15 protein-coding genes are annotated in these 14,749 nt (G+C 45.9%); 11 read left to right on the top strand and 4 right to left on the bottom strand.

The annotated features are described in order from the left end of the window. The 3 genes from yaaA to dnaA all read right to left on the bottom strand — a co-directional run bounded on the left by yaaA (window position 1) and on the right by dnaA (window position 3,081). Window positions 1-222: a S4 domain-containing protein YaaA gene (gene yaaA, locus A0126_RS14970; protein WP_029332174.1), complete on the bottom strand. Its 222-nt coding sequence runs from the start codon at window positions 220-222 to the stop codon at window positions 1-3. A gap of 141 nt (window positions 223-363) precedes the next feature. Next, window positions 364-1,497, bottom strand: coding sequence for a DNA polymerase III subunit beta (gene dnaN / locus A0126_RS14965; protein WP_029332173.1), 1,134 nt, complete (start codon window positions 1,495-1,497; stop codon window positions 364-366). Between the two features lie 186 nt (window positions 1,498-1,683). Next, window positions 1,684-3,081: a chromosomal replication initiator protein DnaA gene (gene dnaA, locus A0126_RS14960; protein WP_088838306.1), complete on the bottom strand. Its 1,398-nt coding sequence runs from the start codon at window positions 3,079-3,081 to the stop codon at window positions 1,684-1,686. 730 nt (window positions 3,082-3,811) lie between these two features. On the opposite strand from dnaA, the gene rpmH reads away from it, so the two are divergent. The 8 genes from rpmH (at window position 3,812) to A0126_RS14920 (ending at window position 11,290) form a co-directional block, all read left to right on the top strand. Continuing rightward, entirely contained in the window at window positions 3,812-3,946 is a 135-nt protein-coding gene (gene rpmH / locus A0126_RS14955) for a 50S ribosomal protein L34 (RefSeq protein WP_012371910.1), read from the top strand. 167 nt (window positions 3,947-4,113) lie between these two features. Then, window positions 4,114-4,464: a ribonuclease P protein component gene (rnpA, locus tag A0126_RS14950; RefSeq protein ID WP_029332171.1), complete on the top strand. Its 351-nt coding sequence runs from the start codon at window positions 4,114-4,116 to the stop codon at window positions 4,462-4,464. Window positions 4,465-4,561: 97 nt separating this feature from the next. Then, window positions 4,562-5,416 carry a membrane protein insertase YidC gene (gene yidC, locus A0126_RS14945; RefSeq protein ID WP_029332170.1) on the top strand — a complete coding sequence of 285 codons (855 nt, stop codon included), beginning with the start codon at window positions 4,562-4,564 and terminating at the stop codon, window positions 5,414-5,416. Window positions 5,417-5,565: 149 nt separating this feature from the next. Then, window positions 5,566-6,948: a tRNA uridine-5-carboxymethylaminomethyl(34) synthesis GTPase MnmE gene (gene mnmE, locus A0126_RS14940; RefSeq protein ID WP_088838305.1), complete on the top strand. Its 1,383-nt coding sequence runs from the start codon at window positions 5,566-5,568 to the stop codon at window positions 6,946-6,948. 44 nt (window positions 6,949-6,992) lie between these two features. Next, window positions 6,993-8,879 (top strand): tRNA uridine-5-carboxymethylaminomethyl(34) synthesis enzyme MnmG, encoded by a 1,887-nt coding sequence (mnmG, locus tag A0126_RS14935; protein ID WP_088838304.1) that lies wholly within the window; start codon window positions 6,993-6,995, stop codon window positions 8,877-8,879. A gap of 4 nt (window positions 8,880-8,883) precedes the next feature. Next, window positions 8,884-9,600: a 16S rRNA (guanine(527)-N(7))-methyltransferase RsmG gene (gene rsmG / locus A0126_RS14930; protein ID WP_088838303.1), complete on the top strand. Its 717-nt coding sequence runs from the start codon at window positions 8,884-8,886 to the stop codon at window positions 9,598-9,600. 48 nt (window positions 9,601-9,648) lie between these two features. Further along, window positions 9,649-10,485 (top strand): nucleoid occlusion protein, encoded by an 837-nt coding sequence (noc, locus tag A0126_RS14925; RefSeq protein ID WP_088838302.1) that lies wholly within the window; start codon window positions 9,649-9,651, stop codon window positions 10,483-10,485. Window positions 10,486-10,525: 40 nt separating this feature from the next. Further along, complete coding sequence (locus tag A0126_RS14920) at window positions 10,526-11,290, top strand: ParB/RepB/Spo0J family partition protein (RefSeq protein ID WP_088838301.1); 765 nt, start codon at window positions 10,526-10,528, stop codon at window positions 11,288-11,290. A gap of 67 nt (window positions 11,291-11,357) precedes the next feature. Here A0126_RS14920 and yyaC read toward each other — a convergent pair whose 3' ends face one another. After that, complete coding sequence (gene yyaC / locus A0126_RS14915; protein ID WP_088838300.1) at window positions 11,358-11,975, bottom strand: spore protease YyaC; 618 nt, start codon at window positions 11,973-11,975, stop codon at window positions 11,358-11,360. 186 nt (window positions 11,976-12,161) lie between these two features. Between yyaC and A0126_RS14910 the strand changes: the two genes are divergently transcribed. From A0126_RS14910 to ychF, 3 genes are all read left to right on the top strand, one after another. After that, window positions 12,162-13,094: a mechanosensitive ion channel family protein gene (locus tag A0126_RS14910; protein ID WP_088838299.1), complete on the top strand. Its 933-nt coding sequence runs from the start codon at window positions 12,162-12,164 to the stop codon at window positions 13,092-13,094. Next, window positions 13,066-13,254 (top strand): DUF951 domain-containing protein, encoded by a 189-nt coding sequence (locus tag A0126_RS14905; protein ID WP_012371900.1) that lies wholly within the window; start codon window positions 13,066-13,068, stop codon window positions 13,252-13,254. Before A0126_RS14910 ends, A0126_RS14905 begins: the two co-directional genes overlap by 29 nt. A gap of 279 nt (window positions 13,255-13,533) precedes the next feature. Next, window positions 13,534-14,634, top strand: coding sequence for a redox-regulated ATPase YchF (gene ychF, locus A0126_RS14900; RefSeq protein WP_029332162.1), 1,101 nt, complete (start codon window positions 13,534-13,536; stop codon window positions 14,632-14,634). Window positions 14,635-14,749 lie beyond the last annotated feature (115 nt).

Genomic DNA, 14,749 nt, shown 5'->3' with positions numbered 1-14,749 from the left:
TTAGTTCGCCTCGTTCTTGATGACGAATTGACCGTAGTCTTCTACGTCAATAACATCTCCATCCCGCAACTTACGACCACGTCGCTGATCGACCTCACCGTTGACGAGAATAGGTACCTCCGCTAGAAATGGTTTTGCTTGTCCTCCGCTCGAGATAATATCAGACAGCTTCAAGAACTGACCTAATGTGACATATTCCGACGTGATTTTGATTTGATTCATGGATTGACTCCTCCTACCTACATATTATAAATGACATACTCTTTATTGTACTAAAAAACTCGTGATTTAGCAAAATGAACGAACATATATACGGATTACAAAAAAAACCCAAGAAACCAAGTCGGTTTCTCGGGGAGGGAATCAAGCCGTACGGACAGGTAAAATCAATTGCAAGACGTTATCTTGGTCGACCGGATGGAGAATGAATGGTCGAATCGATCCCGTGAATTGAATTTCAATATCCGTCGCATCAAGTGCTTTTAAGGCATCCATCATGTATTTCGAGTTGAAAGAAATCTTCAGCTCTTCGCCTTCAAGCGACAAGATGCTCACTTGTTCCGAAACTTTCCCAACTTCTGGTGAGTGCGATGAAATTTCGACAGCTGTCGTACCTTCTGCTGCGAACTTGATGACGTTGTTGCGGTCTTCACGTGCAAGAAGTGATGCCCGGTCGATTGCCTGAAGCAATTCCTTTGCATTCATACGGACAGCCGTCCGGTACTCTTCCGGAATTAAACGCGACGTATCCGGATAGTTCCCGTCGAGTAAGCGAGAGAAGAATAGGACATGTTTCATTTTGAAGAGGATTTGCTGGTTCGTGATCGTGACATCGACATGACCATCACCTAACAGTTTCGATAATTCGTTTAAGCTCTTACCCGGCACGATGACATTTTGGAACGAAATCTCGTTCTCTGTCTCAAACTGTGCCCGGCGTAGTGCAAGGCGATGACTATCCGTCGATACGCATGTCAAAATGCCTTTATCTGCTGAGAAGTTAACCCCTGTCAAAACAGGACGTGTTTCTTGAACCGCGACGGCAAAACTCGTCTGACGGATCATTGAACGTAATAGATCTGCGGGTAAACGGAACTGTTGTCCCCCATCGACTTGTGGAAGACGCGGAAACTCGTCTGAATCAAGACCGTTCAGATGAAATTCAGCTGTCCCGGATTGAATCCGTGTCATGAAGTTTGGAGAGACTTCGATGATGACTTCGTCTGTTGGTAACTTTTTAACGATATCACCAAAGAAACGGGCATTGAGGACGACACTACCGGCGCGGTGGACGGTTACATAAGAAGTACCATTCTCTTCCGCATAGATTGTCCGTTCAATTGAAATCTCGGTATCGCTTCCTGTTAACGTCATTCCGTCACCATGCGCTTCAAGTTTGATTCCCGTTAAGATTGGAATCGTTGTTCTTGATGAGACAGCTTTCGCTACGTCCTGGATGGCTTGGATTAAAGTATCGCGTTGAATTGTAATATGCATATTGTCGTTAAGCTCCTCTCAAAATGGGCGTTACATCATCATAACATAATAATATATTTTTTTAATAATAGTATTAGGGGCTGTGGATAGTGTGGATAAGTCGGTGGATAACTTGGTATAGAGCCAAACTGCGTGTGGATAACTTGTGGATAACTAGCCTCTTTTATCCACAGCTTATCCACAGGTTCAGGAATGTTTCAATTCATGCTTAATTTGTTCGATGACTTTTCCTGTTTCTCCATCCGATTTAACGAGCATACTGATTTTCTCATGTGCATGGATGACTGTCGTGTGATCCCGTCCACCAAATTCCTCACCAATCTTCGGTAAAGAGCTTTCCGTCATCTCTCGCGAGAGGTACATCGCAATCTGGCGTGGAAAGGCAATCGATTTTGTTCGTTTTTTAGCCTTTAAGTCGTCAAACGGTAAGTTGAAGTGTTTACTGACGGACTCCTGGATGTCGCGGATCGTGACTTTTCGCGGCTCCGTGACCGGCATGATGTTATGCAACGCTTCTGCTGCAACATTCGGATCAATCGTCCGTCCGACCAGGTTCGCATAAGCGATGACACGCGTCAGTGCCCCTTCGAGCTCGCGGATGTTCGTGTCGATTTGACTCGCGATATAGAGCATGACTTCATTAGAAACATCAAGTTGCTCGGCATTGGCTTTTTTTCGCAAAATCGCAATCCGTGTCTCAAGGTCAGGAGGTGTGATGTCTGTTATCAATCCCCACTCGAACCTAGAGCGAAGCCGATCTTCAAGTGTCGGAATTTCTTTTGGTGGTCGATCACTCGAGATGATGATTTGTTTTTGATCATTGTGCAGGGCATTGAATGTGTGGAAAAACTCCTCTTGCGTCTGCTCTTTTCCTGCGAGAAATTGAATGTCATCTATTAATAGAACATCGATATTCCGGTATTTGTTCCGAAACTCAACGGTTTTATTGTCCCGAATCGAGTTAATGAAGTCATTTGTAAAACGTTCCGAGGAGACATAGGCGATCCGCGTCCCAAGGTTTTGATCTTGGACGTACTGGCCAATCGCGTGCATCAAATGGGTTTTACCAAGTCCGACTCCTCCATAGATGAATAAAGGATTATAGGCTTTCGCAGGTGCTTCTGCTACAGCCAAGGAAGCGGCATGGGCAAAACGGTTACCTGATCCAATGACAAACGTATCGAACGTGTATTTTGTATTCAATTGACCGAGTTCACTCATGACCAGCTCATCGGTTGGTTTTCGTGACGATTGTGCACGATTTGGTGTTTTAGACGGTGGTACCGTCTCAGACGCTTCCTCATTTTGACGATCGAGCATCTTCTTTGCTTGGCCTTCCTCGATAAATTGAATATCAAGTCGACTCCCTGTCACTTCTTCAACCGTATCTTCGAGTAACGATAAGTATTGACGTTCCAGCCAAGTAACGGTAAATGCAGCTGGTGCTGAGATGATCAGTGTCGTTCCATTCAGCGTGACGCCTTCAGTGGATTTTAACCACATGTCATAACTTGCCTTAGGTGTCCGTTCTTCTTCCTCGATCACAGACAATACATTATGCCAAAGTTCGGCAGCGTTTTTCATAAATACCCCCCTTTTTCTATCATGATATAAAAAACTATACACAGGTTTATGCACAGGACAAAGTTAATGAAGAAACTCGACTTATCCCCACAACATAAAAACTGTGTATAAAGTTATCCACAGGCAAGTAAAACTGTGTATAAAGTTATCCACAGGGTGTGTATAACTTGAAAATTCAATTTGGTTCGTATCGTTGTTATGCACAATTAGTGTATCAAATGAAATGAGCCCTGGCAATGCCTAGAGTGATTTATCCACAAGTAAATAAAGATATACACAGGTAGTTACCCACAGGCTGTGGATAGTGTGGATAAGGTGTGGATAACGTGTGTATAACTTTTTGAAAGAGGAAGCGTAAAAAAATAGTTATACACAAAATCAAAAATAGTTGGAGAATCGAGTCGAAAATCAAACCTTGACGTTGATTTTAAAAAATACTATTGTAGACAAAGTGAAGAGTTATCCACGGAAAGTGTGGATAGTGTGGATAAGTCTGTGGATAGTTTTAACTTGGGGAATTTCCTAGTGTTCATGCAGATCGGATTCCTATCTTGTAATACGAACCCTCATCCAGATTCCTATCGTAACGAATCGTATAGAATCGAACGAGATAATTCTTACGAACTTTCATTGACAAGGTCCCTTTTGATTTATATAATGTACAAGACTGCCTTAAAGTAGAAAACGATGTTTTTTAATAGAGTAATTTTTAAAGGAGGTGCAGACTAAAATGAAACCAACTTTCAACCCAAACAACCGTAAGCGCAAAAAAGTTCACGGATTCCGTGCGCGCATGGCAACGAAGAGTGGCCGCCGGATCTTGGCTGCTCGCCGTCTTAAAGGCCGCAAAGCCTTGACTGTATAATCGAGCGATGATGAGATCACTTCTGGCGATGCCTGAGGTGATCTTTTTTTTGCTTTTTTTAAGGGTGTTCGTGCTTTTGTCACAACCCCCTCTCGCGAAGCAGGATTATTCTATGATATGATGAAAGACGACGAATTTTCGTGATGTCAGGATGGAGTGTGATCAAGGTGAAGAAGGAATACCGCGTCAAGAAAGACAAGGAGTTCCAAGCGGTGTTTACTCGAGGAGCCTCTGTCGCCAATCGGCAATTTGTCGTATACGCACTAAAAAAAGACCAGCAAGCTCATTTTCGGATTGGTTTATCAGTGAGTAAGAAAATCGGAAATGCTGTCGTACGTAATCAGGTAAAACGGTACCTTCGTGAAGCATTTTTGTTACATGAAGCTTCGATTGCACCAGATTATGATCTTGTAATCATCGCCCGCAATCCAGCTGCGAAGATGACTGCGCAAGAAGTCGCAGATAGTTTGCGGCATGTATTAAAGCGTTCCGGCGTCTGGAAGCGGCAAGTTAAATAAATACGTAATATATTCTGTTTGATTTGTAACGGTCTTTCCTGATTCTATCTATAGAAGGAGTCTGACCGACAAAGGGTAAACATCATTAGGAGGAATTATGAACAAGAGAACTAAGATTTGGTTGACACTTGGACTGATGTCAGTACTCGCGGTTGTTCTATCGGGTTGTACACCTGGAACATACGGAACAGGTGAACCGATTACTGCTGACACAGAAGGTTTCTGGAAACATTATTTTGTTTGGCCGATGGCTTGGTTGATTGGAAAAATTGCAGAATACTTTAACGGGGATTACGGGATTGCAATCGTGATTACGACATTGATTGTTCGTCTCGTCATTTTACCGTTGATGATTAAACAGACGAAGAGTATGGGTGGTATGCAAGTCATCCAGCCAGAAATGATGAAACTGCGTGAGAAATACAGTTCAAAAGATCAGGAAACACAACAGAAATTGCAACAGGAAATGATGAAGCTTTATCAGGAGCATAACGTCAATCCACTTGCAGGTTGTTTACCGATCTTAATTCAAATGCCAATCCTGATTGCCTTCTATAACGCAATCATTTACACGCCGGATATTTTCAAGCATACGTTCCTTTGGTTCGATCTTGGAAAGCCAGATCCATATTTTATCTTACCGATTCTTTCAGCGGTCTTTACGTACCTGCAACAGAAACTCTCGATGGCAGGGCAAGAAGATAATCCGCAGATGAAAATCATGTTGTACATCTTCCCGGTCATGATCTTCGTCATGGGTGTGACGTTACCCTCTGCCTTGTCACTTTACTGGGTCGTTGGTTATATCTTCTCGATCATCGTGACGATCGTGATCATGAAGCCGATGCGTGAGAAGATCAAATTACAGACTGAAGCAACGATTGCTTCAAAACGTGAAAAAGAAGCGGCCGAAGCAGCTCCTGCTCCGAAAAAGCCGAAAAAGAAACGTTAATCACAAATGAGGGCGATACTCCGTTTTTACAGAGTGTCGCTCTTTTTCTTTGAGTCATTTTCGTGTATAGTTGTCACGTTATACCCATTTATAACTAACTCATCAATTAATCATAGAAACGATAGAAGAAAACGAGGTGTGAATGACGAATGATGGAATTTGATACGATAGCCGCGATTTCGACACCGATGGGCGAAGGGGCGATTGCAATCGTCCGCTTATCAGGTCCGCAAGCAGTAGCAACGGCAAACCGAGTGTACCGAGGTGCGAATCAGTTAACGGAAGTACCAACCCACACGATTCATTACGGGAAATTAGTCGACCACGAGACGGAGCAGGTCGTCGATGAAGTAATGGTCAGTGTCATGCGGGCGCCGAAGACGTTTACGCGCGAAGATGTCGTCGAATTGAATTGCCATGGTGGAGTCGTCGCGGTCAATCGTGTACTCGAACTCATTCTGGCACAACCTGATGTTCGTCTAGCAGAACCAGGTGAATTCACGAAACGCGCCTTTTTGAACGGGCGCATCGACTTATCACAAGCTGAAGCCGTGATGGACTTAATCCGTGCGAAAACGGACCGGGCGATGACGGTTGCAATCGGTCAAATCGAAGGGCGGCTCTCGAAGCTTGTCCAAGAATTGCGCGAACAGCTGTTACAGACGATCGCTTCGATTGAAGTCAACATCGACTACCCGGAATACGATGCGGAAGAAATGACGCAACAAATCGTCCAAAAAGATGCTGGGGAAGTCCGCCGCATCCTGACGGAACTGCTCCGGACGGCGCGCCAAGGAAAAATTCTACGTGAAGGCCTGTCGACAGCAATCATCGGGCGACCGAACGTCGGGAAATCATCTTTGCTCAACACATTGGTGCAAGAAGCAAAAGCAATCGTCACGGATATCGCAGGGACGACCCGTGATACGATTGAGGAATATGTGAATGTCCGCGGTGTACCGCTCAAGTTGATCGATACGGCAGGGATTCGGGAAACGGAAGATATCGTCGAACGAATGGGTGTCGAAAAATCACGCCAGGCACTCAATTCGGCGGATTTGATTTTACTCGTCTTAAACGGGAATGACGAATTGACGCAAGAAGATATTTTGTTGTTTGAAGCGATTCGCGATATGAACGCGATCATCATCGTCAACAAGAGTGACCTTGCGCAACAAATCGACTTAACACGTGTTGAAGAACTGGCTGCAGGACGCCCGGTCGTCACGACATCCTTGCTTGAAGAAGCAGGCGTCAACGACCTCGAAGCAGCAATCGCAGCCCTCTTCTTCGAACAAGGTGTTGAAAGCCAAGACATGACGTACGTCTCGAATGCACGTCATATTCAATTGATTAAACAAGCGAGTCAGATGATTGAAGATGCGCTCGGGGCGGCAGAAGCAGCGATGCCGATCGACATGGTCCAAATCGATTTACGCCGGGCATGGGATACGCTTGGCGAAATCAATGGGGATACGGCGCAAGATAGTCTACTCGATAAACTTTTCTCCCAGTTTTGTTTAGGGAAATAATTGCACTGTCAGGTTGTTGATTCATAAAAGGAGGAACCGAAATTATGGCTTATCAAGCAGGTGAATTCGACGTCATCGTCGTCGGAGCCGGACATGCTGGAATCGAAGCGTCACTCGCATCAGCGCGAATGGGTTCGAAAACGGTGATGTTAACGATGAATCCCGACATGGTCGGATTCATGTACTGTAACCCGTCGATTGGTGGTCCCGCAAAAGGGATTGTCGTCCGGGAAATTGATGCATTAGGTGGCGAGATGGCACGGGCGATCGACGCGACTTACATCCAAATGAAAATGCTCAATACATCAAAAGGTCCGGCCGTCCGTGCACTCCGGGCGCAGGCAGATAAATTTGAGTATCAAAATCGAATGAAAAAAGCCCTTGAGGATGAACCGAACCTCTTGTTACGTCAAGCACTCGTCGAACGTCTATTGATTGAAGATGGACGCTGTGTCGGTGTCGTGACGAATACGGGAGCAGAGTACCGGGCGAATGCTGTCGTCATTACGACAGGAACGTTCATGCGTGGGAAAATCATCATCGGCGAACTCTCATACGAGAGTGGTCCGAACAATCAGATGCCGTCCGTCAACCTATCGAAGCATCTCGAGGAACTCGGGTTCGAGCTCGCGCGCTTCAAAACAGGGACACCACCCCGAATCGATGGAAAAACAATTGATTATTCAAAAACCGAAATCCAACCAGGGGATGCGGTCGCTTTACCGTTCAGCCATGAAACGACTCAGATGATCACGGAGCAGATTCCATGTTGGTTAACGTATACGACAGAGTATACACACCAATTGATTGACGCGAACTTACACCGTTCACCGATGTTCTCAGGCATGATTAAAGGAACAGGCCCACGCTACTGTCCTTCAATCGAGGACAAAGTCGTCCGGTTCAATGATAAACCGCGTCACCAAATCTTCCTCGAGCCGGAAGGTCGCGATACGGAAGAAGTCTATGTCCAAGGGTTATCAACAAGCTTACCGGAAGATGTCCAACATGATATCTTACGTTCGATTCCCGGTCTTGAAAAATCAGAAATGATGCGTCCCGGCTATGCAATCGAATACGATGCGGTCATTCCGACACAACTGTGGCCGACACTTGAAACGAAACGGGTCGAAGGGTTATTCACAGCAGGACAAATTAACGGTACGAGCGGCTACGAAGAAGCTGCCGGACAAGGCATCATGGCTGGAATCAATGCGTCGCTTAAAGTTCAAGGCAAAGAGCCATTGATTTTGTCGCGTTCGCAAGGGTATATCGGTGTCATGATTGATGATCTCGTCACAAAAGGGACGAACGAACCGTATCGCCTCTTGACGTCACGTGCTGAATACCGTCTCTTACTCCGTCATGACAATGCCGATCTTCGCTTATCTGAAATCGGGCATGAACTCGGTCTGATCAATGACACGCGTCATGCGAAACTCGAACTGAAAAAAGACGAAATCAGTCGCGAAATGAAACGTCTTGAAAAAGTCGTCATCAAAGCGACACCAGACGTCAACGAAAAACTGACGGCAATCGGTGTCTCACCGTTGAAAGAAGCGTTGCACGCAATTACGTTATTGAAACGTCCGGAAATCACGTACGCAATGATTGCAGACATGACAGAGCCACCTGTCGCATTGTCAGCGGAAGCGGCCGAGCAAGTCGAAATCCAAGTCAAGTACGCAGGTTATATCGACAAACAACTCGACCAAGTCGAACGTATGATGCGGATGGAACAAAAACGAATTCCGGATCGACTCGATTACGATGTCATCAATGGTCTCGCGATTGAAGCAAAACAGAAACTAAACCAAGTGCGTCCGCTCTCGATTGGACAAGCATCACGGATTTCTGGGGTTAACCCGTCAGATATCTCGATTTTGCTAATTTATATCGAGCAAGGCCAATACGCATTGACTGCGGAGTGATAACATGAACGAACAGCAATTCGTAACGGCTTTAGCCGAGCAAGGTCTCGACGTCTCAGAACAACAATTACACCAGTTCAAACGCTACTATGAACTGCTCGTCGAATGGAATGAAAAAATGAACCTGACGGCGATCACGGATAAAGAAGATGTTTACTTGAAACACTTTTATGATTCGATCACAGCGGCTTTCTACTTTGATTTCACAGAAGTCGAAACCGTTTGTGATGTCGGAGCCGGTGCCGGTTTCCCGAGCCTCCCGATTAAAATCATGTTCCCGCACTTAAAAGTCACGATCATCGATTCACTGAATAAACGAATCGGCTTCTTGAACATGCTCGCGACAGAACTTGAACTTGAAGGTGTCGCGTTCCATCATGGTCGGGCCGAAGAGTTCGGTAAAAACAAACAGTTCCGGGAACATTTTGATGTCGTGACGGCACGCGCCGTCGCCCGCATGTCAGTCCTTGCAGAATACTGTTTGCCACTCGCGAAAGTCGGCGGACAGTTTGTTGCCTTGAAGGCAGCGAAGTTAGGGCAAGAGTTAGAAGAAGGCGCAACGGCACTCAAAGTACTTGGTGGTAATTTACGGGAAAGTTTCCAGTTCCAATTGCCAGGTGAGGAAAGTGAGCGTAATATCGTTATTGTAGATAAAAAACGATTAACACCCGGGAAATATCCGCGTAAGGCGGGAACACCGGCTAAAGATCCACTGAGTTAAACACCGTTTCACGTGAAACGATGACTGATAAAGGTGAGGTGCGCGAACGTGAAAAATGCAATTGCTAAACTGCTTGGTAAAGGGGGACAGCCTGTCCCGCTTGAGCTTGATCCCCGAGACACGCTTCAGGAGCTAAAGCTGACAGAGCTTGTTGCCAATCAATTCCAACCCCGAACGATTTTTGATGGGGAGCGGATTGAAGAATTGGCGATGACGATTGAAGAACATGGGTTACTACAGCCAATCGTAGTACGAAAACAGGGGCTAGGTTATGAAATCATCGCAGGTGAGCGTCGTTTTCGAGCGGTTCAATCACTTGGGTGGGAAACGATTCCCGCAATTATCAAGGAAATGACCGATGAAACGACAGCTGCACTCGCATTGATTGAGAATCTACAACGGGAAGAACTGACTCCAATCGAAGAAGCAGAAGCATATGAACGATTGCTTGCGATGCAACACATTACGCAAGAAGTCTTAGCACGTAAACTAGGACGCAGTCAGTCGACGATTGCGAACAAGTTACGTCTGTTGCGTTTGCCAGCTGAAATTCGCGAGGCATTGAAGCAACGGACAATCACGGAACGTCACGCGCGCGCCTTGTTGCCTTTAAAGGATGCAGATCTTCAAATCTCAGTCTTAGCGGAAATCATGGAACGCGAATGGAATGTCAAAGAAACGGAACAGCGTGTCGAGCGTCTACTGACACCGAAAAAGCCGAAGAAGCGACATAAAAGTTTTGCACGGGATACACGGATCGCGTTGAATACACTACGTGATTCAGTCGACATGATTGAGCGGACAGGATTGACCGTCGAAAAAGAAGAAGTAGATTGTGAAGAATATGTCGAGGTGCGAATTCGCATCGTGAAGGCACGTCCGTAAACTGCGGTCGTGCCTTCCGCTACGTTTAGGAGAGATTTATGTGAATGAGATACCCCTGCGGGCGATTCGACCGAATCCAGGTCAGCCGCGCAAACAGTTTAATGAAAAAGCATTACAAGAATTAGCACATTCTTTACGGCAGCACGGGATGATTCAACCGATCGTCGTTCGACCACGTGATGGATTTTACGAAATCGTCGCCGGGGAACGCCGGTATCAGGCAGCAAAACAAGTCGGATTCGTTCATGTACCCGTCTTAATCATCGAGGCCAATGATACGCGGATGATGGAGCTTGCCTTGATTGAAAACATTCAGCGCGCTGATTTAAGTGCGATTGAAGAAGCGATGGCGTATGCCGAAATGTTGGAAGAGTTTGAGGTGACGCAAGCAGAACTTGCGAGCCGTGTCGGAAAAAGCCGTTCGCACATCACGAACAGTCTACGCTTGTTGCAGTTACCGCCACTCGTCCAACAAGCAGTCATGGAAGAACGTTTATCGATGGGGCATGCACGTGCCTTGCTCGCTTTAAAAAACCCGCAAAAAATCGAGCGGATGGCGGAACGCGTCATCACGGAGAATTGGAATGTCCGTCGTCTTGAGCAAGAGCTCCGCGAACGTAAGCAAAAGCGGCATGTTTCTGAACAGACGACTGAACTTCATTTTATTGAAGACGCGTTACGGGAGCGGATCGGGGCCAGTGTTCGAATCAAGATGACGAAGCAGGCAGGGAAACTAGAAATCGATTTTATGGACGAAGAGGATTTAAATCGGATACTTGAGATTTTGTTGCCGGAAGAAGAATGACAAAAAAATAAGGACAAGCGAGTCGTAAGGATTCGCTTGTCCTTATTTTAATTGTAGTGTGTGCTGTTTAGATCGAACGGGGCGTAAAGGAAATCGTCGTTCGTTTTGTTTCCGCTGCCATTTTCGCATCGAGTAAGGCGAAGCTGTCGGCAACAAGTTCAGCTAATTCATAGACGAGATGGAGTCGGGTATTTTGCAAAATCATCATTTCCATGAATCCACTGACGTTGACGACGGCTTTGATGTTGAAGTCGCCAACAGCAGGCAATTCTTTTTGGACACCGGCTCCGGGTGCGAGAGGACCTTCCGAGAAAAAGACATGACCGACGCTCGATAAGCGTCCGAGACAAGCATCGATGGCGATGACGAGTGGTTTGTAATGGGTCGTTTGAATCGAGTGAAGTGTTTCAGCTAAATTTAAGGCATGAACCGGTTTGGCTAATGTGCCATACACATGCATATGAGCGGGACGGGATTTTTCGAGGAATGTACCGACGAGTGGACCGAGGGAATCCCCCGTCGAACGATCGGAACCGATACAAACGAGAACGACAGGACGTGTTTCTTTCGTCGCAGCGACTTGCTCGTGTAATTGTTCAGCTAATCGTTCTTTCGCAAACGGCTCTGTATGCTCTAAAAAGAAAGAATAGGGCTTTGGCTCATGTGAATGAAAGCGGAAGTTCATCTCTAGATCATCCTTTCTTCTCTAGGTGTCTACGTCATGGTGTATTGGCGAGAGTGAAGGTGTTCTGTAATGATTTTCCTTTCCCGGTTTTTCAAGAAAACTAACGTCGAAATCGGTTCTTTAAGTTGAAACTGATTTAAAATCACGTATACTGTCGTAATAGAGAGAAATGAAAGGATGAAGAGAATGGCTACCAATCAAGATGTGAAAGAATCAGTCGCCCAGGTCGATAAGTTGATTGCGCAAGTGACGGACACAGAAATGTGGATTCGGTTTGGACTCAAGGTGACAATTGCGTTAATCATCATTGCCGGATTTTATATCCTGACACGGATCATGACGGGAGCAGTCGCCCGTTTGTTTACGATTCGAAAAATCAACGAGCATGATTATTTAGCGCAACGACAAAACGAGACGTTACTCAAATTGTTACAAAATGCGATTCGCTACGTCCTCGGAATTGTCATGTTACTGACCGTGCTCAGTCAATTCGGAATCAACATCACAGGGCTCGTCGCCAGTGCAGGGATTGCCGGTCTCGCCATTTCGTTTGGTGCGAAAAACCTGGTTCAAGATATCATCACAGGTGCCTTCATCATCTTCGAACGACAGTTCAAAGTCGGTGATTATGTCCGCGTCGGCGTGATTGAAGGGATTGTCATCGAGCTTGGTATTCGGACGACGAAGCTGAAAGGTCTGACGGGCGAGATTCATATCGTTCCGAACGGGCAAATCCTGCAAGTGACGAACTTCTCGGTCGATAACAGTTTTGCCTTAGTCGATGTCCAAGTTCCGTATGAAGAGGATCTCGATCGGGTCGAGACGATTCTGAACGACATCTCGGAAGCGACGACGAAGAAATATGCCGATATGTTCGTTGAACCGATTCAAATACTCGGTGTCCAAATGCTTGATTCTTCTGGCGTTGCGTACCGCATGATGGCAGAAGTACCACCGATGCAACATTTTCAAGCGGGCCGTTTGATGCGTAAAGAATTCAAACAAGGTCTCGAAGCGGAAGGAATCCAGATTCCGTACCCGCATATGGTCATGATGAACACTACAGATCAAGGGAATGGTGAACAAATCAATGATGCCAAAAACGTACAATCTCCATGATTATGTCGAAATGAAGAAACAACATCCATGCGGAACGAACCGGTGGCAAATCATTCGTGTCGGCATGGACATCCGCATCAAATGTCAAGGTTGTGGGGCAAGCATCTTAATGCCACGGCGCGATTTTGATAAGCGGTTAAAAAAAGTCTTACCAGAATGAGTTTTATCAAATACGACCGAAGCGCTTAATAGGTGCTTCGGTCTTTTTTAATTACAAAGCAGAACGCTAATGGGGGAAAAAAGGTTAAGGAGAAGTCTAAGTTTTGATTAAGCGGCTAGGTGAATTAGCAAACTCTTTAAAAAAGAATTCCCATCTCCTTGCTTAAAAAAATTGAACTATCTATAATTGTGAAAGATGTGCTGACGTGGTGTAATCAATCTACCCACTGCGGCCGCTAGCACGGATTTCCTAGGAAATACCGAAAAGGAGGAATTCCAAGTGGGATTAACAGCAGGAATCGTTGGCTTACCAAACGTAGGAAAATCAACACTTTTTAACGCAATTACTCAAGCAGGTGTCGAGGCGGCGAACTATCCGTTCGCAACAATCGATCCGAACGTAGGTGTCGTCGAAGTACCCGATGCACGTCTTCGTAAATTGACAGAACTCGTCAACCCGAAGAAGACCATCCCGACAGCATTCGAATTCACGGATATCGCCGGAATCGTTAAAGGCGCGTCAAAGGGTGAAGGATTAGGAAATAAATTCTTAGCAAACATTCGTGAAGTCGATGCGATTTGTCAGGTCGTCCGTTGTTTCGTCGACGAAAACATCACACACGTCTCAGGTAAAGTATCACCGATCGATGATATCGAAACAATCAACCTCGAGTTGATTTTGGCCGATCTCGAATTGGTTGAAAAACGGATCCAACGTGTCCAAAAACAAGTTAAGTCACGTGATAAAAACGCAGCAGGCGAACTCGAAGCACTTGAGATCGTCCTCGCATTGCTCGAAGACGAAAAACCAGCACGTCTTGCGGAATTAAACGAAGATCAAGCGGCAATCGTGAAACACTTCCAATTGTTGACGATGAAACCGATGCTTTATGTCGCAAACGTCGGTGAAGATGAAGTCGCGGATGCAGACAGTAACGAAAACGTTCGTCTCGTCCGTGAGTTTGCAGCAAAAGAAGGCGCGGAAGTCATCATCATCTGTGCCCGGATTGAAGAAGAAATCGCTGAACTCGAACCGGAAGAACGTCAAGAGTTCCTCGTTGACCTCGGAATCGAAGAGTCAGGTCTCGATCAATTGATCCATGCAGCCTATAACACGCTCGGTCTCGCGACATACTTCACAGCGGGCGAAAAAGAAGTTCGTGCCTGGACGTTCAAAAAAGGGATGAAAGCACCACAATGTGCCGGTGTCATCCACTCTGACTTCGAACGTGGATTCATCCGTGCTGAAGTTGTCGCATACGATGACTTAGCAGCAGCTGGAAACATGGCGACAGTCAAAGAACAAGGACGTTACCGTTCTGAAGGTAAAGAATATGTCTTCCAAGATGGCGATGTTGTCACATTCCGCTTCAACGTTTAAGCGGAGCGAACGAATCGTTATTGCATAAACCAAAATACTTTGATAGTATTAACAAATGTGAGTAATGAATTATTGCTCCTTGCTCGATGAATCGAGCCGCCAGTCCAAGAGGAGG

It is taken from the genome of Exiguobacterium sp. N4-1P, assembly GCF_002214325.1.
The sequence above is the reverse complement of the archived record's forward strand: the minus strand, read 5'-3'. Positions and strand labels throughout refer to the sequence as shown.

Coding starts and splice junctions, on each gene's coding strand:
- yaaA (WP_029332174.1), bottom strand. CDS start 222: ATGAATCAAATCAAAATCACGTCGGAATATGTCACATTAGGTCAGTTC.
- dnaN (WP_029332173.1), bottom strand. CDS start 1,497: ATGCATATTACAATTCAACGCGATACTTTAATCCAAGCCATCCAGGAC.
- dnaA (WP_088838306.1), bottom strand. CDS start 3,081: ATGAAAAACGCTGCCGAACTTTGGCATAATGTATTGTCTGTGATCGAG.
- rpmH (WP_012371910.1), top strand. CDS start 3,812: ATGAAACCAACTTTCAACCCAAACAACCGTAAGCGCAAAAAAGTTCAC.
- yidC (WP_029332170.1), top strand. CDS start 4,562: ATGAACAAGAGAACTAAGATTTGGTTGACACTTGGACTGATGTCAGTA.
- mnmE (WP_088838305.1), top strand. CDS start 5,566: ATGATGGAATTTGATACGATAGCCGCGATTTCGACACCGATGGGCGAA.
- mnmG (WP_088838304.1), top strand. CDS start 6,993: ATGGCTTATCAAGCAGGTGAATTCGACGTCATCGTCGTCGGAGCCGGA.
- rsmG (WP_088838303.1), top strand. CDS start 8,884: ATGAACGAACAGCAATTCGTAACGGCTTTAGCCGAGCAAGGTCTCGAC.
- yyaC (WP_088838300.1), bottom strand. CDS start 11,975: ATGAACTTCCGCTTTCATTCACATGAGCCAAAGCCCTATTCTTTCTTT.
- A0126_RS14910 (WP_088838299.1), top strand. CDS start 12,162: ATGGCTACCAATCAAGATGTGAAAGAATCAGTCGCCCAGGTCGATAAG.
- A0126_RS14905 (WP_012371900.1), top strand. CDS start 13,066: ATGATGCCAAAAACGTACAATCTCCATGATTATGTCGAAATGAAGAAA.